Annotated in this window: 25 protein-coding genes; 7 read left to right on the top strand and 18 right to left on the bottom strand. The window is 35.0% G+C overall.

All coding sequences use genetic code 11. The features are described 5' to 3' along the window. Positions 1–276: 276 nt before the first annotated feature. From ACSVDH_RS17965 to ilvA, 5 genes are all read right to left on the bottom strand, one after another. The gene (locus ACSVDH_RS17965; protein ID WP_439251106.1) at positions 277–855 is read right to left on the bottom strand and encodes a YpmS family protein; all 579 of its coding nucleotides are present in this window, start codon (positions 853–855) and stop codon (positions 277–279) included. Between the two features lie 7 nt (positions 856–862). Continuing rightward, a complete protein-coding gene (locus ACSVDH_RS17970; RefSeq protein WP_439251105.1) occupies positions 863–1,669 on the bottom strand; it encodes an SGNH/GDSL hydrolase family protein in 807 nt (268 codons plus the stop codon). A 180-nt stretch (positions 1,670–1,849) separates the two neighbouring features. Beyond that, positions 1,850–2,395: an SCO family protein gene (locus ACSVDH_RS17975; protein WP_439251539.1), complete on the bottom strand. Its 546-nt coding sequence runs from the start codon at positions 2,393–2,395 to the stop codon at positions 1,850–1,852. 539 nt (positions 2,396–2,934) lie between these two features. After that, a complete protein-coding gene (locus ACSVDH_RS17980; RefSeq protein ID WP_299093148.1) occupies positions 2,935–3,186 on the bottom strand; it encodes a DUF2535 family protein in 252 nt (83 codons plus the stop codon). A 240-nt stretch (positions 3,187–3,426) separates the two neighbouring features. After that, positions 3,427–4,695 carry a threonine ammonia-lyase IlvA gene (gene ilvA / locus ACSVDH_RS17985; RefSeq protein ID WP_299093150.1) on the bottom strand — a complete coding sequence of 423 codons (1,269 nt, stop codon included), beginning with the start codon at positions 4,693–4,695 and terminating at the stop codon, positions 3,427–3,429. Between the two features lie 226 nt (positions 4,696–4,921). On the opposite strand from ilvA, the gene trhA reads away from it, so the two are divergent. Then, entirely contained in the window at positions 4,922–5,563 is a 642-nt protein-coding gene (gene trhA / locus ACSVDH_RS17990; RefSeq protein ID WP_439251102.1) for a PAQR family membrane homeostasis protein TrhA, read from the top strand. A gap of 93 nt (positions 5,564–5,656) precedes the next feature. Here trhA and ACSVDH_RS17995 read toward each other — a convergent pair whose 3' ends face one another. The 9 genes from ACSVDH_RS17995 to ACSVDH_RS18035 form a co-directional block, all read right to left on the bottom strand. Then, complete coding sequence (locus ACSVDH_RS17995; RefSeq protein ID WP_439251101.1) at positions 5,657–6,148, bottom strand: dihydrofolate reductase; 492 nt, start codon at positions 6,146–6,148, stop codon at positions 5,657–5,659. Continuing rightward, entirely contained in the window at positions 6,145–6,939 is a 795-nt protein-coding gene (locus tag ACSVDH_RS18000; RefSeq protein ID WP_439251099.1) for a thymidylate synthase, read from the bottom strand. The genes ACSVDH_RS17995 and ACSVDH_RS18000 overlap by 4 nt, the downstream gene beginning before the upstream one ends. 66 nt (positions 6,940–7,005) lie before the next feature. Further along, the gene (locus ACSVDH_RS18005; RefSeq protein WP_439251097.1) at positions 7,006–7,722 is read right to left on the bottom strand and encodes an anthrax toxin lethal factor-related metalloendopeptidase; all 717 of its coding nucleotides are present in this window, start codon (positions 7,720–7,722) and stop codon (positions 7,006–7,008) included. 232 nt (positions 7,723–7,954) lie between these two features. Beyond that, positions 7,955–8,557, bottom strand: coding sequence for a YpjP family protein (locus tag ACSVDH_RS18010; RefSeq protein ID WP_299093159.1), 603 nt, complete (start codon positions 8,555–8,557; stop codon positions 7,955–7,957). A 332-nt stretch (positions 8,558–8,889) separates the two neighbouring features. Next, complete coding sequence (locus ACSVDH_RS18015) at positions 8,890–9,021, bottom strand: YuzL family protein (RefSeq protein WP_299093160.1); 132 nt, start codon at positions 9,019–9,021, stop codon at positions 8,890–8,892. 35 nt (positions 9,022–9,056) lie between these two features. Then, entirely contained in the window at positions 9,057–9,830 is a 774-nt protein-coding gene (locus tag ACSVDH_RS18020; protein WP_439251095.1) for a class I SAM-dependent methyltransferase, read from the bottom strand. A gap of 150 nt (positions 9,831–9,980) precedes the next feature. Then, complete coding sequence (locus ACSVDH_RS18025; protein ID WP_299093163.1) at positions 9,981–10,415, bottom strand: BrxA/BrxB family bacilliredoxin; 435 nt, start codon at positions 10,413–10,415, stop codon at positions 9,981–9,983. A 91-nt stretch (positions 10,416–10,506) separates the two neighbouring features. Next, positions 10,507–11,631, bottom strand: coding sequence for a conserved virulence factor C family protein (locus ACSVDH_RS18030; protein WP_299093164.1), 1,125 nt, complete (start codon positions 11,629–11,631; stop codon positions 10,507–10,509). A gap of 98 nt (positions 11,632–11,729) precedes the next feature. Further along, positions 11,730–12,341: an HD domain-containing protein gene (locus ACSVDH_RS18035; protein WP_439251093.1), complete on the bottom strand. Its 612-nt coding sequence runs from the start codon at positions 12,339–12,341 to the stop codon at positions 11,730–11,732. 104 nt (positions 12,342–12,445) lie between these two features. Between ACSVDH_RS18035 and ACSVDH_RS18040 the strand changes: the two genes are divergently transcribed. Continuing rightward, a complete protein-coding gene (locus ACSVDH_RS18040) occupies positions 12,446–12,682 on the top strand; it encodes a hypothetical protein (RefSeq protein WP_439251092.1) in 237 nt (78 codons plus the stop codon). A gap of 55 nt (positions 12,683–12,737) precedes the next feature. Here ACSVDH_RS18040 and ACSVDH_RS18045 read toward each other — a convergent pair whose 3' ends face one another. Continuing rightward, positions 12,738–13,229 (bottom strand): glutathione peroxidase, encoded by a 492-nt coding sequence (locus ACSVDH_RS18045; protein WP_439251091.1) that lies wholly within the window; start codon positions 13,227–13,229, stop codon positions 12,738–12,740. A 74-nt stretch (positions 13,230–13,303) separates the two neighbouring features. Next, a complete protein-coding gene (locus tag ACSVDH_RS18050) occupies positions 13,304–13,801 on the bottom strand; it encodes a hypothetical protein (protein ID WP_439251089.1) in 498 nt (165 codons plus the stop codon). Positions 13,802–14,086: 285 nt separating this feature from the next. On the opposite strand from ACSVDH_RS18050, the gene metA reads away from it, so the two are divergent. From metA to ACSVDH_RS18070, 4 genes are all read left to right on the top strand, one after another. Beyond that, positions 14,087–14,995, top strand: coding sequence for a homoserine O-acetyltransferase MetA (gene metA, locus ACSVDH_RS18055; protein ID WP_439251088.1), 909 nt, complete (start codon positions 14,087–14,089; stop codon positions 14,993–14,995). A 289-nt stretch (positions 14,996–15,284) separates the two neighbouring features. Next, positions 15,285–16,442, top strand: coding sequence for a diglucosyl diacylglycerol synthase (locus ACSVDH_RS18060; protein ID WP_439251087.1), 1,158 nt, complete (start codon positions 15,285–15,287; stop codon positions 16,440–16,442). Positions 16,443–16,490: 48 nt separating this feature from the next. Continuing rightward, the gene (locus ACSVDH_RS18065) at positions 16,491–17,483 is read left to right on the top strand and encodes a metal-dependent hydrolase (protein WP_439251086.1); all 993 of its coding nucleotides are present in this window, start codon (positions 16,491–16,493) and stop codon (positions 17,481–17,483) included. 203 nt (positions 17,484–17,686) lie between these two features. Next, positions 17,687–17,833: a hypothetical protein gene (locus tag ACSVDH_RS18070; protein ID WP_299093171.1), complete on the top strand. Its 147-nt coding sequence runs from the start codon at positions 17,687–17,689 to the stop codon at positions 17,831–17,833. A 91-nt stretch (positions 17,834–17,924) separates the two neighbouring features. Here ACSVDH_RS18070 and ACSVDH_RS18075 read toward each other — a convergent pair whose 3' ends face one another. Together ACSVDH_RS18075 and ACSVDH_RS18080 are read right to left on the bottom strand one after the other, a co-directional pair. Continuing rightward, a complete protein-coding gene (locus ACSVDH_RS18075) occupies positions 17,925–18,191 on the bottom strand; it encodes a phosphocarrier protein HPr (RefSeq protein ID WP_439251085.1) in 267 nt (88 codons plus the stop codon). Between the two features lie 162 nt (positions 18,192–18,353). Then, a complete protein-coding gene (locus ACSVDH_RS18080) occupies positions 18,354–18,611 on the bottom strand; it encodes a hypothetical protein (protein ID WP_439251084.1) in 258 nt (85 codons plus the stop codon). A gap of 259 nt (positions 18,612–18,870) precedes the next feature. Between ACSVDH_RS18080 and cspD the strand changes: the two genes are divergently transcribed. Beyond that, positions 18,871–19,071, top strand: coding sequence for a cold-shock protein CspD (gene cspD, locus ACSVDH_RS18085; protein WP_026562601.1), 201 nt, complete (start codon positions 18,871–18,873; stop codon positions 19,069–19,071). The last annotated feature ends 19 nt before the right edge of the window (positions 19,072–19,090 follow it).

A 19,090-nucleotide genomic window follows, 5' to 3' on the forward strand; every position in this document is an offset into this window, starting at 1 on the left:
AACCCTCCTCTTTTCTGTGGTAAAAGGGATGGAGCACCTTATCTAGTAAAATCATATAGACAAGGTATGAAAATGATCATACTTTTAGAGTGACAACTTCTGTTTACCCGCCTATTCAAAAGAATAACCACCATGCATTGGCTTATTTTTAAGTATACATGTTTTACCAGTGTCATTCTAGGCTGAACATAGAGGGTATTTCGAATCATTTTTCATCATGTGTATTTGTAACTAGTTTCAACTACCGCTAGGGCCAACATCAATTATGTTAGCCCTTTAAGGCAATGGCACTAACAGTTGAAAGGTAATATCGTCCTCTTTTAAATTAAAGCTTTCTGCACGGGCGCTCAGGCCATTTTTTAACGTTAACTGATCTAGATTAATATCTATTATTTTTTTCCCTGAGTCAATCACCACATAGTCAGGGAGGTCATAATTTGTGTTCATATATTTTAATACATATGAAACGGGCAATTTTAACCTGCCAATTGAAAGTTCTTTGACAAACAACTGCATATTCCCGTCAGGTTTAACGATCGGTTCGAGAATTAATGCCATATTTATATCTTTATTAAATGCATTTATTACTCCATACACATTGACATTTTCTTTTAGTTCTACGCGATATTGTAAGTTCTCTTGATCTGTCTCTTCTTCTAAGTAATGATTAATTAAATCTGTTAACGATTTTTTGTCAGTACTTATTAAAAAAGGCACCGCTATCTCTTCTTTATCAGCATGATTTACTTTTTCAGATGGCTTTTGACTAGGTATAAATAATAAAGACGCGATCAAAAGAACAAACAATAAATTTATAACAAGTAAGATAAAAAACGATAATTTCCATTTATTCATAAGATACTCACTCTTTTCCGCCAATTAAATCTTGGTCAAGACCCTCAATCTTTAATGTATTATGCACTCTATCTGCTATTAAGGAATACCCGATTTCGTTTGGATGAAACTCGTCTTTATAAAGCAGCCTTTCATCCGATTCTGTTGAAAATATTTGTTCAACAGAAACAAAGACAGCCCTATCATCATTTTTCATGATTTCCTTTGTGGCTGTATTCCATTCTTTTATAATTTTATCGATTTCCGGTAACTGTGGCAGCATATATTTAAAAGGATTATATAGGCCTACATAAATTATCAATGCTGAAGGATTTAGTTCGCGTAAAGTATTGTAAATATCCTTAAATCTACTTTCATAGTTTTTTTGTTCTTTTCGAAAAGGTTCAAAATCAAGAGAAAAAATATTATTTCGAACAACTTTCATTATATCATTTCCACCAATTGTCATTAGGATTATATTTGCATCTTTTATACTTGCAATCACTTTTTCGTCCTTCAGCTTGCGGCGAAGATCGCTTGTTTTATGCCCTCTTACACCATAATTTTCTATTGATACCTCTTTAATATCATCCTGTTGTTCTAATTTTTTCGTTACCATCCCAACATAGCCGCCGCTATTTGATTCATCCCCTACTCCTTTCGTTAACGAATCCCCAATCCCAACTACTTTTATCGTCTTAGGAATGAACTCTTCAGCAGGTTGCGCTTTCGTTTTTAGGGAAGATGGTTTCGATTCCAGCTTCGCGCTTTGTTCAGACACACAACTTGTTAAAAACAAACAGATCAAACATAGTGTAATAAGTTTTCGAATCATACGATCACCTTGGTTTTTAGTCTAGGGACCAATTATATCATTATATGAAGTTTTAAGGCTGTCTCAAATGGGTCTGACACTCCAGCAAACACAAATATATGGAATTCCAACCATTTAGATTTCTATATATTGTGTTAAAAGGATCTAATCCATTGGTTATGTGATAGCCTCAATTGATTTTTATTCTGTAAGTAATGCTTTCATATCCTCTATGATGTGATCATATGGAGGATTTTCAACTCCACTATAATCCTTCATAACGATTCCATTTTGATCAATTAAATAAAAGCTTGTTCCGTGGAGAACTTGATCGGAATTCGACGGTTTTTGAACAATGGTTTTAAAGCTTTCCATGGCGAAATCCTCAATTTCCTTTTGTGAGTAACCAGTTAAAAAGCTCCAATTATCAAATGTGATGGAATAAGGTGATGCAAACTCTTTCAATTTATTAGGTGTATCCGTTTCTGGGTCCACACTGAAAGAGATAATCTTTGCATTTAAATCTTCTGCTTTCATTCGATTTTGAATTTCTTTCATATGTGCAGTCATTGGCGGACAAACCGTTTCACAACTGGTAAAAATAAAGTTGGCGATCCAAACTTCCCCTTTTAAACTCTCTAATGAAACTTTTTGTCCATCCTGATTTTTGTATGAAAATGGCTGCACCTCATAATTTAAAGGATCTTTTATTGGAGACTCATTTACACATGCTGAGATCATCACCATGACAATAGCTGAAATGGCAAATACAAGACATTGTTTTATTTTCTTCAACTGATCTTCACCCTTCACTTTTCATTACCTTGTAAAAGTGTACCAAATTAACTTCCTTAATAAAAGGTGAAGCATGTGAAGATTTTATGTCATAACTGCGATTACCCCTCACCACCTTGTTATAAATTTGTGATGTTAAATTATATGTTATGAATATCCAGTTATTTCAAAACTTGGCTGGTTTTATGTAGAACAAATCTTGAAAGACTTTTAGGAAGGCAAACAAAAAATGAAGAAGCCGCCTCAAAAAGGGCAGCTTCTTTTGAGGCGGCGTGAATTCTTTTTCTTTGCATAATAAATAAATCCAATCGTATCAGGGCCAGTATATGTTTGAAATTAAAGGGGGTTATACAATATTCGAAAAAAGGGGCTGTCTCAAAGAGATCTTCCCTCCAAATGACACCATAGACTAACCTAGCAGGAAGTCCTTTAATGCAAACGGTGTTCCAGTGGAGGGTTACCCTTTTGAGACAGCCCCATTGTTTCTTGTACTACGCATTGTTTTTCAAAATATAGGATCCAAAGATCGCCTCATAATCAGGCCATTTAATCACCTTTTTTAAGTAGTCTTTAAATGAGTAAATACTTTTAGGGTGTTTTTGAGCATAAATGCTCGTTAAAAACGTTTGTAAACGGATTTGAAGCATGAAACGGTATTTGTTATCTTCCTCCAATACTGGGATATCAGTAATTTTTACCTTCTGTCCATTCATCAGCTTGAACTCTAGGCTTTTTAATAACAAGTTATCAATCCTCTTTTTTACCCGTTTCCTATATTATACCCCAAGTTATTAATGAAGTCTGTCTAAATATGTCGTGTTTAAAGATTTTTTTACCGGTAATGGTAAGCTTATCGTTTTATTTTGCGATGATATTTAGGAAGTTCGTGAGACTTCTGATGCATCAAATTGAAAAGAGAGACTCCGCATGTTCAGAGTGCTAAAGAGTCTCCCTAGAATTCAGCAAGAATTTTAACAAGTCGTTTAAATCAGTAAATGAAATAAATTGCTGTCTTTATTTACCTCTGTAAAATAGAAGCCTTTTTTCTTCATTCTTTGAACTAATGGACCATAATCTTCCCGCTGTTTTAATTCAATTCCGACTAAGGCAGGACCATTATCTTTGTTGTTCTTTTTTGTATATTCAAAACGACTGATATCATCATTTGGTCCAAGAACTTCATCTAAAAATTCTCTAAGTGCACCGGCACGCTGAGGAAAGTTTACAATAAAGTAATGCTGTAAGCCTTCATAAATCATCGAGCGCTCTTTAATTTCCTGCATTCTGCCAATATCATTATTACCACCGCTAACAACACATACAACGTTTTTCCCTTTAATTTGTTCACCTAATAAATCAAGCCCAGCAATGGACATCGCACCTGCTGGCTCTGCAACAACTGCATTTTCATTATATAACTCAAGAATTGTTGTACAAATCTTCCCTTCAGGCACAAGCAATACCTCATCGACAACCTCCTTACAAATTTCAAAGGTCTTATCGCCGATTCTTTTAACAGCCGCTCCGTCAACAAATTTATCAATTTCATCAAGGGAGACAACTTGATCCTCGATTTTTGATTTAAATAATGATGGAGCACCCTCCGGCTCGACCCCAATCATTTTTGTTGAAGGAGAAATGCTTCTAAAATAAGTACCTAATCCAGAAATTAAACCTCCGCCTCCGACACTAGCTACGACGAAATCAATTTCCACATCAATATCATTTAAAATTTCAACCGCAACGGTACCTTGCCCTGCGATGACATCCACATCATCAAATGGATGAATAAATGTCCGATTTTCTTGCTCACAGCACTCTACAGCTTTTTGATAGGCATCATCAAATGTATCTCCTGTTAAGATAATATCAACATATTCTTTACCAAATAATTCAACTTGAGAAACCTTCTGGCGCGGAGTTGTAGAAGGCATAAAAATTTTACCGTGAATTTTTAATTGGCGGCAGGAATATGCGACACCTTGTGCATGATTCCCTGCACTTGCACAAACAATGCCATTAACAGTTTGTCCTTCATCAAGCTGTTTAATCTTGTTAAATGCTCCGCGAATTTTAAACGAGCGTACAACCTGCAAATCCTCACGCTTTAAATAAACATTACATTGGTATTTATCTGAAAGCTGTTCATTCTTTTGCAAGGGTGTATGGGTAACAACATCCTTTAACAAATGATGCGCTTTTAAAATATCCTCAACATATACCTTCTGTAATTCATTGATAGTTTGCTTCATGTTCACGACCCTTTCAACTGCTTGTTAATAAGAAATTATATCATGAATATTCAAAATATAAAGGAATTATTGAAAAGTTTTATTAAAATTCAAAATGTAACAGCTTTCATAAATCATAGAATTTGGAAGCTTGATTGATTAAACAATATTCTATAAACTAAGTAATAAATGGTCTTTTTAAAAAGGTTTAAAATTTTAAAAGACCCTTTAATGAAAGGGGACTCATATGGCAAATACACATACATTTTCAAAAGGGGAAGAAATTGCCAATTCTATTACGCACGGAATTGGCGGAATATTAAGCATGGCAGCTCTTGTAGTCTTGATTGTCTTTTCTTCAATATATGGAACTGCTTGGCATATTGTAAGCTTTACTATTTTTGGGATAACTATGCTGCTTTTATATACTGCATCTACCCTTGTTCATAGCTTTCCAGCAGGAAAGGCAAAAGATTTTTTTGAAGTACTTGATCACTCCGCCATATACTTTTTTATCGCTGGAACCTATACACCCTTTTTATTTATTGCTGTTAAGGGCTGGATTGGCTGGACATTGTTCGGAATTGTATGGGGACTTGCCATTGCCGGGACAATCTTTAAAGCGTTTTTTGTTAAAAAATTTGTATTCCTTTCCACCGTTATGTATGTCATTATGGGATGGTTAATTGTATTTGCTTGGAATGATATTACAGCAAATATTGCTGCTAATGGGGTTATCTTGTTAATTATTGGAGGAGTCCTTTATACAATCGGTGCCGTCTTCTACGTATGGAGAGGATTTAAATATCATCACGCTGTTTGGCATCTGTTTGTATTAGCAGGTTCAGTCTTTCACTTTTTTTCAATTCTTTTCTATCTATTACCATAAACAAAAAGCAGACTCATTCAATACCATGCATGCTCGCTCTTGACCCTACCAAGGATATAAGCGAGCATGTTTTATAGAGTCTGCTTTTTAAACTTATTTTTTTATTTTCTCATAAACGACAAAATCAAAATCGTAAGGATTTTTTTCATCTTTTATACCTGGTTCCTTAGAGAACACTTTCCATTCCTCATCATCTGTTTCTGGAAAGTATGTATCACCTTCAAACTCATGATAGATATGTGTGATGTATAAACGATCTGAATAAGGCAGGGTTTCTTTAAAAATTTCAGATCCTCCGATTACAAAGATTTCTTCCTCACAATTTTTAGCAAGTTCGAGGAATTCTTCAATGGAGTGAAGAATCTTGCAACCATCACATGAAAAATTTTTGTCTCTAGTAATAATAATATTTTCCCTGCCAGGTAATGGTTTACCAATCGATTCAAACGTTTTTCGACCCATGACAATTTTATGATTCATTGTCACTCGCTTGAAATAGGCCAAATCTTGAGGCAAATGCCATGGGAGCTGGTTATTCCTTCCGATTAATCGGTTCTTATCCATTGCATATAATAAAGAAATCACACGCTTACAGCTCCTTTAATATGTGGATGTGGATCATAGTCTTCAATTGAAAAATCTTCAAATTTGAAGTCAAAAATCGATGTAACTTCTTTGTTGATTTTTAAAGTTGGCAAAGGTCTTGGCTCTCTTTGCAATTGCTCTTTTACTTGATTTAAATGGTTTAAGTAAATATGGACATCGCCAAAGGTATGAATAAATTCTCCTACCTTTAAATTTGTTGCCTGCGCCATCATATGGACCAACAGTGCGTATGAAGCGATGTTAAATGGTACACCTAAAAAGACATCTGCGGAACGCTGATAAAGCTGGCAAGATAACTTGCCTTCTGCTACATAGAATTGAAAGAAGCAATGACATGGCGGTAATGCCATTTGTTCAACATCAGCTACATTCCAGGCAGACACAATTAATCTCCTTGAATCTGGATTGTTTTTTATTTGATTAACAACATTGGTAATCTGGTCAATCGTAGAACCGTCTTTTGCCGGCCATGATCGCCATTGGTGGCCATAAACAGGGCCTAGCTCACCATTTTCGTCTGCCCATTCATTCCAAATTCGCACACCATTTTCTTGAAGATATTTGACATTCGTATCCCCTTTTAAAAACCAAAGCAATTCATGGATTATGGATTTCGTGTGAAGTTTCTTGGTTGTCATTAACGGAAATCCTTCTTGAAGATTAAATCTCATTTGATAGCCAAACGTACTAATCGTACCTGTACCAGTACGGTCCTCTTTTTTTACCCCGTTCTCAAGTACATGCTTGCATAAATCTAAATATTGCTTCATTTTGCCACTTCCCTTACATAAACTACTTCATGTATTTTACCATTATTTATTGAGAATATCATAGTGTTACCTGAGACGTTTTTCTGCTTGATTTTCTAATGTTTGGATAAACCATGAAGTCATCGGCGCCTTTTTATTAAGGATGGATCTTGTATCTTCACTGAAATAGTACATAGCAAATGTTTCTGCAAAATACTCTTCAGGAAAATTTCGAAAATAAGATTGGAGTGGGAATAACTGGCCAACCTCCTGCTTCCAAATGGAAAGAAATTTAGGATCTTTACGGATATAATGAAAGACGTAACGATCAATAGCATGTGCCATTTCATGAAGTTCAAGGGAAACCGATCCATGTCCCTTTCCATATTCACTATGGCCAATCTTGGCATATACAACTCTATCTATACTCATCCCAGGAACTTGATTCCAGCTCGGATCAGAGTCAGAATAGCCCCTTGGTTTTGTATCTTTCAGACTGCTTAATCCATTTTGGTTTGTTAACGATCCATTAAACAATTTTATTTGAATATTTTCATTTGCTGCAAGGGTCAAGATATTTTCATCTATTTTTTGTAAATTATGAATCATAATAAGTGCATCTTCTTCAGAAAAAGATGTTTCTGGGAGGAATACCATTTCCCCCAATATCGGTTTGGTTAACACATTTTCAGCTGAAGCAAAGGAATAGGAGGAAAGCGGTATCCCCTCGGGAGATGCAAGAACTAAATGATAAAAAGGGGCCCAGATAAGCGATACCAGAAGGAAAATCATACCCTTTTTCATGATGTACATCCTCTCAGGTGAAATAAATAATATGACTGGTAGATTTATTAAATTGAGGCGTTTAAGCCACACAAAAATGGCTGGAAGCTTTAAACTATACCTCTACAATTCTTTTACTCTATCATACCATATATAGGTCTATTAAACTATCTTTCACATTTTACCTGACGGCATATAAAAAAGCACGCTATAATACAACGTGCTTTTCGTATCGCTTATTTATCATTTTTACTTAATTAACATAGCTCATCCAATTTGGCGGGGTATTTTTATCCCAATAGATACTTCCTAAATCTTTATGGGATTGGAAAGAATCATGGTACGTATGATAATGGAAATTAAACCAATAGCCTTCTAAAGGACGGTTTTCTCTTCGAACATGAAAACGAAGGACATCCTCACCAGTCTCCGTATTATAAATATGGAAGATTTTTTCACTCGTTCCGCCAGATGGTTTTGAAACAGCGAGCTGTTGGAATAATTCGTCATCTTCTACATTTAAATAATATGTAATAATTTCTTCCATTTTTGGAAAAATCACTTCTTTAAATTCATCTTCAATCACACCGCTAATTTTATCTCCAAATTTACTAAAGGATTTTTCTTCTGCTTCTAACAGAATGGTCGAAATAACTTGTTCCTTTGAAGGTGGAAGCTGGTCTACTTCAACGACAGTAGCGGCAGATTGCTCTACGCTTTCATCTTTAAGCGGAGATTTTGAAACAGTATCCTCTGCAGGCTTTTCCTGTACGGCTAAAGAGGCAGGAGGTGTTACAAGTCCAAAGGTTGCGATCGAAAATAAAATGACGAGTGATTTTCTTAACCATTTATTCATACCCGTTCTTCCTTCCAAGGATTCTAGTATACTAACAATCTTAACATATACCTACTAGGATGAATATATCAAATTCATTACAATTTTGAACAAACCTATAATATTGTAAACGATTGCCCTTTTAATAAATGGAAAAAACGTTTAAAATAAGTTGTACGCACGCATATTAAGGATATTACAATAGGAGGGCTAATTGATGAGCTATGACACAATTTTCTTTATTGGCTGCTTTATAACACTTGCCTATTTTATTTATGTAGAAATTACAGACTAAATTACATAACAGCGTAAAAACGGGTGCCAGCACATTGAGAGCACCCGTTTTTACGCTGTTATGTTCTTTTTGTTTTCTTTCTAGCTGAATCCAGCTGTTTGCCCTTTGTTTCATTCATAGTAGTTCCCTGCCCCTCAACGTTAGGAGAACTTAAGCCTGTTCTTGAAGGATCTTTTCTTCTTTTTGGCATCTTCAACACCTCCACCCTTTTATCATTTGCTATCGCTAAATTTCTATAACGCCATAATGAAATTTTGCTGATTTTCGTACTTGGACAGTAAAGCCTAATTCTTGAAATCGACTGCTTTTCCAATGGTCTTTTAATACAATTCTCCGTCTCGCAACTCGTTTCGCTTCCATAATTGCTTCTTTTCGGAGCGCTGAAAAATTAGCGACACTTTTTAAAGGTAGGAGCCCAATCGATCCTTCAATCGTTTCTTCAAACATTGGATCAAAATAAATAACATCAAATGAATGCTCGGGACATTCGCGTAAATATGATAAATGGTCGCTAATCGTAACATGAATCCGTTTCATCGCTTGATCTAAAACATCTAAGCCTGTTTCCCATTGTTGCAACCCGTTTTTTACGATATACGCTAAGCTTTTGCTTTCTTCAATACCTTTTACAAAGCCTTTTTCACCAACTACGTAGCTTGCAATAATGCTATCTGACGCCAAGCCAAGTGTGCAATCTAAAACGAAATCTCCTTCTTGAAGGCTGCACGCCTCACAAAAAGGATCTGTTTCACCTTTTATAAGCCTTTTTATCCGAAACATTGCCGAATTTGGATGAAAAAACAAAGGACTGTTTTGACATAAAACATGAAGCTCTAATCGGTTTTTTCCTACAACAAGGACATCTTCTCGATAAGATTTTTTAATATCCGCAACCGCTTGTTTATTTCGCTTTAAAAAATGGCCATTCAATTCAGTTGCAATCTCCATAGCTGTTTGGATCAAATGAATATCTGGCCTTCCTGAAGTTGTAACAATCATTTTTATCTCTACTTTCTTTACATATAAAGAGACTGCCTCAAATCCAAAGGGTCTGCCCCTACGAACTCAATATATAGGATCTTAAGTGAACAAGAATTCTATATACCGGGTTTTGTTGGAGGGGGTCAGACCCTTAAGAGACAGCCTCTTTTAGCAATATTTATCAAAGGCATTTTCAAGATTTTGCATGATAGCCTCTATTGAATTTCCTTCAATATCATGACGCGGGATAAAGTGAACCACCTCGCCATCCTTCAATAGCGCCATAGATGGTGATGAAGGTTCATAACCTTTAAAGTATTCTCGCATCTTGCTTGTTGCTTCTTTATCCTGTCCTGCAAATACGGTAATAAGATGATCTGGTTTTTTCTCAGCATTTAATGCAGACTGAGTAGCTGCAGGACGTGCGAGACCTGCTGCACATCCACATACTGAATTAACAACAACCAGAGTTGTACCTTTTGCAGTACTCATAAATGCTTCTACTTCCTCCTCAGTTGTCAGCTCTTGAAATCCTGCATTTGTTAATTCTGCTCTCATGGGCATCACAATTTGTCTCATATACTCTTCATATGCCATTGACATAAAAAATCTCCTCCGAATCTTTCTTCAAGTAATTAAAGAATACTATAGAGAGTTTCCCTATGCAATTACTCTTCAGCATTTCAAAAAGATTTTATCCTTTTCTGCTTTCAGTCATTTGTTTCCAAACAGATCCTTTTGCCTTTTCGCCGCCTTCAATTCGTTCAATCGCCATTTTCACCTGCATGCTAACCTCGAATTCAGGGTCATCCTCTGCCTGTTTTAAAGCAGGTAATGCAGATTTATCTCCAACTTCAAATAAAAACATGGCCGCTCGCCATCTTACCAGTTTGTTTTTATCTTTTAAGGCTTCCATCATTGGAACCATTGCTTGGGGATCACCAATATCAGATAAGCAATCTCCTGCTGTTCTTCTAACAGTAACAGACTTATCCTTTAATGCTTTATATAATAACGGTAAAACAGAAGGATTTTCAATCATTCCTAAATATACAGTAGCTAGCCTTCTAATTGACGGTTTTTCATCCTTTAAAGCCTTTTCTAAAACAGGGAGATCATCTTCTGATGGATCCATTTGCTCTAAATGAGCAAATCTTACAGACCAATCTTCATCATCCAGCATTTCAAGTGTCACTTTATATGATTTTCTCTTCGGAGGATTTTTCTGTTTGCCTATATCAGAAGCAGCTTTCACAAGCCTTTGTAATCGTTCATCAGAGTACGCAGCACTTATCTCATCTACCACTTCCTTACCTATCTCTGCAAGTTCGCCATATCTTACTCCATGTTCCTTCCATTGACGATCCAGCACAATGTTTTCGTTCGCTTGTTGTGCTGCTAAAACAGCTGTTTTAAAGCGAACAGGCAAACCAAAGCGTTCTTCTGACATTCCATCAGTTAATTTAACCTGCATTGGAATATTATGAAACATCTGGATGAAAACCTTCACTTCACCAAACGCTTCATCTAGTGGTTTGCTGTCTCGACTTTCGTCGTTTACAGCCTCTCCAAAAGCTTGGCGAACCTGGGCTAATATTTCCTTCCAGTCATATTTAGCATTTCTTTCAACAGCGAGAAAATCCGCTACATGGTATACACCTTTTACTCCTTCAATTTTAAGGATATCTCCAATAATACCCGGCGTTTCTACTGCTTGGTCCTTTTTATAATTATTACTTTTTCCAGCGGGAAGCTCTTCTGTCAAAAGCACCTTCATTGTATTTGGACTTGGAGTAGGTTCAATTGATTTTATCTTCATTTATGAGCACTCCTTCTTTTAAATCGTAATGACAGTGTAACATAGCAGATTTGATCGTGCTATTTTCATGTTTCGATTGTTTATATGAATAATTTTAACTATTTTCGCCCATTCCACTCATCATAAAATTGATTTAAATAGAGTTCGAGAAATTGATGTCTCTCTTCAGCAAGAGATCTACCTGCATTTGTGTTCATTAAATCTTTTAGCTTAAGTAATTTCTCATAAAAATGGCTTATTGCATCAGTTTTTTCCTCCACATCCGGATGATAGATAATGTTTCCTTTAGAACCAGCATAGACGAATGTCCGAGCAATTCCAATGGCTCCAATTGCATCAAGCCGATCAGCATCTTGAATAACCTTAGCTTCGAGGGATAACTGATTTTTAGGTTCTTTCTTTCGAAAGCTGATGACTTGAATAATCCTGATAATAGCTTGTATTATCTCTTGATCAATACCTAAATTCAGTAATAACTGTTCAACTTGGCTGACATTAAGCTTAATGTTCTCGGAGAGTTTATCATCAATTAAGTCATGAAGTAATGCTGCTATTTCAATAATGAATAGATTTGCATTTTCTTTTGTTCCTATATACATAGCATTCCGACGTACACGGTCAATATGCCACCAGTCATGACCGCTTCCCTCATTGTAGAGCCTTTTATAAACAAAATCTTCTACCCGTTGAATTAAAAATTTGTTATTCATATGGCAACTCCTATGTATGTAATAAACGAACGATTATGACGTTAACAATAACAAACAATTGATCATATAGTATCCTAAACAATTTTTTATAAAGGTGTGTTTAGATGAGAGAACCCCAGCCAATCATCGGTCAAGCTTGGACAGGAAGACATGTTATCATCCTTCAGTGCAGTGAAACAAATAAACTGATTGAGGTATACAAAAGCATACATGCTCCAATCGAACCGCCTCGTTTAAATTGTGCGGAAACACTTTCGCAGCTCATTAGTATTGGTTACCGGATTCATGCAATGTCTTCCTTACCTAACCATCGAATACAGTATGTATTAGTATTATTTTAATACAAAAACTAAGTACAAAAAGTTATGCTTTCTTTAAAATTAAAAAGAAGAAGCCTTATTTTACGACTTCTTTTAAAAGGTTTTCAATATCTGGTTTTATTTCAATTGGGTTCGTATTCGGTGAGTAACGCTTTACAACTTCCCCATTTATATGAATCAAAAACTTTGTGAAATTCCATTTTATTGCCTTGCTTCCTAAAATCCCTGGAGCATTATTAGTTAAAAATACAAATAGCGGATGTGCGTTTTCTCCCTTTACATCAATCTTGGAAAACATTGGGAATCTTACTCCGTAATTCATTTCGCAAAAGCTTTCTATTTCTTTATTGTCACCTGGTTCCTGTCCCATAAACTGGTTGCAGGGAAATCCTAAAACAGTAAATCCTTGATCTCCATACTGATCATAAAGCTCTTGTAATTCTTTGTACTGTAGAGTAAACCCACATTTACTTGCAGTATTCACAATTAATACCACTTGATTTTTGTAATCACTTAACGTTGTTTTTTCCCCTTTTATTGTTTCCACTTCAAAATCGTAAATACTCATTGTCACCCCTCCTGACACCATCTTTACATATAACACATGAGATATTCAACTATTAACAACTAATTAAGAAGTCATTACTTGCAGCACTGCAACAATGAACGTAAATGATCGATGATATACAGCAAATCCTCAATATCATCTTCACCGTATGCTCTCTTAAAATTCACCTCATAGCGATGGTAATAAAATTCTGTGTTTGCGGTTACCTCTTCTGTCACAAATAACTGAATCGAATGCTCCTCCCACAATTTCTTTAACTTTCTTAACAGAAGTTCGTCATAAGTCTTACTCTCCTTCTCTTCCTGAAGAATAACTTTTATAAAGCATCCCGGTTTTTTAATAGTTTGACGTAATTCTCCAGAAATTTGCTCATGGTTCATGTTAATCTCCAGCATAGCATGGGGACTTTTTTTCTTTTCATTTCCAAATGTAATCCTAAAGGTTCTAGACATTGTCGCTAGATCTACAAAATCACTCCTATTCAAAACTTTGATCACATTTTCAATATCTAAATCATATATATAGCCTTCAACGATAACCTTTAAATTATCAAAAACAGTTGGGTCAAACATGACATCCTCCTTAAAACAATCCAGTTGCAAGTTCTTCATTATTCCATTCATGGCTAGTGCTGCTGTCTCTTCGGTAATCCGGGCATTGCCATCTCACTTTGCTAGATTAATCCTTTATAATACTTTACCATGTATAATGAATTCAGTTGTATGCTTTTTCATGACCACTATTAGAATTTCACGAATGAAATTGATGAATAAACATAAAATTCGAATTGAATTATTTTTCTAAACTTTCTATAATAAAGAATCAATGAATGATGAATTTTAACGGAGGTGCTTTTTTTGCCGATTAACATACCTAGTCATTTACCGGCTAAAGAAATCTTAGAACAAGAGAATATATTTATTATGGACGAAAAGAGAGCGTATTCTCAAGATATTCGCCCTTTAAATATCCTTATCTTAAATATTATGCCAGAAAAGGAAAAAACTGAAACTCAGTTATTACGATTATTGGGGAATTCTCCTCTTCAATTAAACATAACATTTTTAAGGCCTGAAACCCACACGTCAAAAACGACGGCAATGGAGCATTTGAAGGAATTCTACACAACCTTTAAACATATTAAGCATCGAAAATTTGATGGCATGATTATAACAGGGGCACCAATTGAACACTTAGAATTTGAAGAAGTTTCTTATTGGTCTGAATTAAAAACAATTATGGATTGGACTAAAACAAATGTAACCTCAACTTTACATATTTGTTGGGGTGCACAAGCAGGACTTTTCCATCACTATGGCGTAAATAAATATAAGTTGGAAAAGAAATGCTTTGGTATTTTTAAGCATGAAATTATCAATCCAACTGTAAAATTATTAAGAGGCTTTGATGATCAATATTATGTACCACATTCAAGACATACTGATGTTCTAAAAGAAGAAATTGATGCCATTCCAGAGCTTCAGATTCTTTCTTATTCAAAAGATGCTGGTGTTTGCCTAGTGATGTCAACGGATGGCAAACAAATCTTTTTAACAGGTCATCCTGAATATGAACGGACCTCTTTAAGAGATGAGTATGAAAGAGATCTTGCAAAAGGTTTACCAATTGATATACCGGTTAATTATTTTGAAAACAATGATCCAAGTAATGAGCCAATTCAGTGTTGGAGATCACATGGAAATCTTTTATTTGTTAATTGGCTAAACTATTATGTTTACCAGGAGACACCTTATATTTGGAATTGAAAGGGTAAGAATAAAATACCAATTGCTTTGAAATGAATAAGAATAAGGTAGAGCATTTCTGCCTTATTCAATCATGCATTACTATCTGCAAAAAGAGATAATGATGTTTTGCCATTCCAACTTTTTACGACATTTTACATCTTAAGAAATACTTAATAATTGCTTTATAAAAAAGTAACAATTATATGGTAATCTTTAAGACAAATTCGGTTCAATCTGTCATATATATTTATAGTGAGGACTGGATTTGATAATTTGATCCGTTTCCGATTAGATTGAGGTGAAAATGTTGAAAAGAAATTCAAAGGTGTTAATATTAACAGCGAAATATGGTAATGGTCATGTGCAAGTGGCAAAAACGTTAGAAAACAAGTGTAAAGAGCTCGGCTTTGAAAAAGTCATTGTCTGTAATCTTTATTCTGAATCATTTCCCGTATTTTCAGAGATTACACAATATTTATATTTAAAAAGCTTCTCGATTGGAAAGCAATTTTACCGATTGTTTTACTATGGTGTTGATAAAATTTATAACAAAAGGATGATGAATCTCTATTTTAAAATGGGACATAAACGTTTACATGAAATTGTAAAGGCTGAACAACCAGATATGATCATTAATACTTTCCCTATGATTGTTGTACCCGAATATCGCAGAAAAACTGGTACAATGATTCCCACCTTTAATGTCTTAACTGATTTTTGCTTACACAGAATCTGGATTCATGAAAATATCGATAAATATTATGTAGCAACAAACAATGTGAAGGAAAAGCTGATTCAGTTAGGAATTCATCCAGGCAGAGTAAAGGTAACTGGAATCCCTATACGTTCACAATTCGAGGAGGATCTGGATAAACAAGATATTTTTAAAAAATATGATTTGGATCCAAATAAAAAAATACTATTAATCATGGCTGGTGCCCACGGTGTCTTAAAAAATGTGAAAGAATTGTGCCATTCATTTATTTCCAAAAGCGAAGACATTCAAACGGTTGTTGTGTGCGGAAATAATACCCCTTTAAAGGAAAATCTTGAACCTCTTGCAAGAAGTTATCCAAATCAATTTAAAGTATTGAGCTATGTTGAAAGAGTGGATGAGCTTTATCGGATTACATCATGTATGATTACAAAGCCAGGCGGAATCACCTTAACAGAAGCGACTGCTTTAGGTGTACCAGTTGTTCTCTTTAAGCCTGTTCCTGGTCAGGAAAAAGAAAATGCTCATTTTTTTGAGGACAATCAAGCAGCTATTATTGTTAACCAAATTGAGGATATTGCTGAGGAAGTGCATAAACTGCTTAGCGATGAAAAGAAATTAACATCAATGAGAGAGAATATAAAAAAGCTGCATGTTCCAAAATCAGCTGACTTAATAATTGAAGATATGTTAAAAGAAGCTGCTTTTATTAGAAATAAACAGCTCATGGCTGGCTCCGTAAATTATTAAAGCTATTTAAAAGGATGAGTTGGGGTAATTTTACCTTGGAGGTTCAGAATGGACACAAGTACACATATTACGATTGGATTCGGGTTGGCAGGACTTGCATATTTAGACCCAGCCATTGCCTCTGATCCAATGTTAGCTCAAGCCATCCTGTTAGGAACTGTTATAGGATCCAATGCTCCTGATTTTGATTATGCCATTAAGCTTGTTAAAGGCAATGGAATGTATACGGAACACCATCGCGGGGCATCGCATTCACTCCCTGCTACCATTATATGGACATTTGCTATTTCAGCTCTTATTTTTATCTTTTATAACCAAATATCCTATATATCCCTTTTGTTTTGGACCTTTCTGGCAGTATGTTTACATGTTGGATTAGACATTCTAAATGTTTACGGAACACAGGCTGGGAGGCCATTTACAAAAAAATGGCTCTCATTAAATTTCATTCCGTTATTTGATCCGATTATAATGCTTGGTCATTTGATTGGTTTTACCTTCTGGTTAGCAGGTCTTTCACCTGGCATTACCTTTTTATACGTATACATCGTACTAATTAGCTATATCATTATTCGGTATATCATTTCAGTTAATAAGCGAAATTTATTACATGCCGTACAAAAAACTGGAAGCTTCACTATCATTCCAACCATATCATTGCACAAATGGGATTTTGTTTATGAAACTGAATCAGCTTATGATGTAGGTTCCATAACCGGAAAGGACATCCATTGGATTCATCACTTTGAAAAACATGGTCAAGAAGGTAAGATTATTAAAGCATCAATAGCTGATAAAAATGTACAGCATTTTTTAGCTAATTCAAAACACGTTCATACGATGTACTTTACAACATCTTCAAGTGTGGAGGTTCGTTGGATTGATTTACGCTTCCGTCATAAAGAGCATTATCCCTATATGGCAATTGTCAAACTAGACCCAGCTTTAAACATTTTAGCATCATATACTGGCTGGGTACATCATTCAAGAAAGCTAAATGAAAAACTTATAACTGAAACAAAAAAAGTAATGCCCCTATAATAAACAAAGATGTCTGACACTGCCTTTTGGCAATATCAGACCTTTTTTTGTTTAAAGAATTTTGTTTGTCATAATCTTGCTTGCCTTAACGATATCTCCTCTTTAAAATGCATGAAGAGCCACTCAACATGGGAATATTAATGGATAACTACCTTGTAAAGGGTATGAATATCTAAGCTGTAACAAAGCAATAGGAGGTCACTATGACGAAGAAATTTAACAAGGGAAGTAAAAATCAAAATTCACCTGAAAATGGAAAATATCAAATGGAGCTTGCACAAGATCACATACCTGGTGACAATAGCAAAGGAAAAAAGCGGAATAAGGATCAAATGGATAAATCTAATTAATCATCAATAAAATAGAGGCTGACCCTTTCTATGATAGAAGTCAGCCTCTATGCTTTTACTAAATGCTCTCACGTTTGGTTAATGCAATTATTTATTCGCCAAGGCCTTCTGTAGCCATAGCTCGTTTAACAGCTTCTAGAGCCGCTTCTTCATCACTACCGTTTGCTGTAATTTTAACTGTTGCTCCTTTTGCAATACCTAAAGACATGACACCCATAATTGATTTTAAATTCACTGTTCTGCCATTTGCTTCAAGATTTACATCAGCTGTGAAAGAATTTACAGCGTTCACTAATGCAGTTGCAGGTCTAGCATGCAACCCTGCCTCGCTCGTGATTGTAAAGGTTTGTTCTACCATTTTCCATTCTCCTTCCATTATCGCCAATATTTTATCCAAAGTAGCTTTATCTATTTTTGAATGATGAATATGTATGATTTCTTTCGTCTCAAGAAGCTATTAGGATAAGCTACGTTAGTTATTACCATTATTATAAACTTTTTTTAAAAAAAGGGAACTAGTTTATTCGTCAATTTGATAGACATTTTCACATTTTATTTCATATTGAATATGTAAAGTAAAAGTATCTGTATTCATCCTTTCAATGACAATGGAGTTTCGTTCATGATCTTGCAAAAGAGCAATTTCAGACTTCTTTAACTTTAATATGTCTCTGTCACATTTTCTAATGAATTGATAAGCTCTAGTAAATCCTTCTTCATCAATATTCCGACTACTCGTTAGCAAAATTTCCTCTCCACGTATGTTCAACTTGTGCATACTGATCCTCTCCAATGTTTTTTTCACCATTATATGCTTGGTCATTTGTGGCTATATCTAATTAGAAAGTTTCTGAAAGTTTTGTTAAAATATTCTTCTTAACCTTGACGAAGTTCATAAAATTGTTGTATATTAAAAACATCATTAAGCTGAGTATATATGATAACGTTTTAATAACATCTTTTTACATATTATATTCGTTAATGATAAAATTTGTTTTAGCACCACCTGTGCTACAGTATTAGGAGGATTAAGTACTATGCAAAACGGTAAAGTAAAATGGTTTAACAACGAAAAAGGATTCGGTTTTATCGAAGTTGAAGGCGGAGACGATGTATTCGTACACTTCACTGCTATTCAAGGCGAAGGCTACAAATCATTAGAAGAAGGTCAAGAGGTATCTTTCGAAATCGTAGAAGGTAACCGCGGACCACAAGCTGCTAACGTTACAAAGTTATAATCACAAGCCAACTATCTAC

This window comes from Metabacillus sp. Hm71 (assembly GCF_051842955.2).
Classification (GTDB): domain Bacteria; phylum Bacillota; class Bacilli; order Bacillales; family Bacillaceae; genus Metabacillus.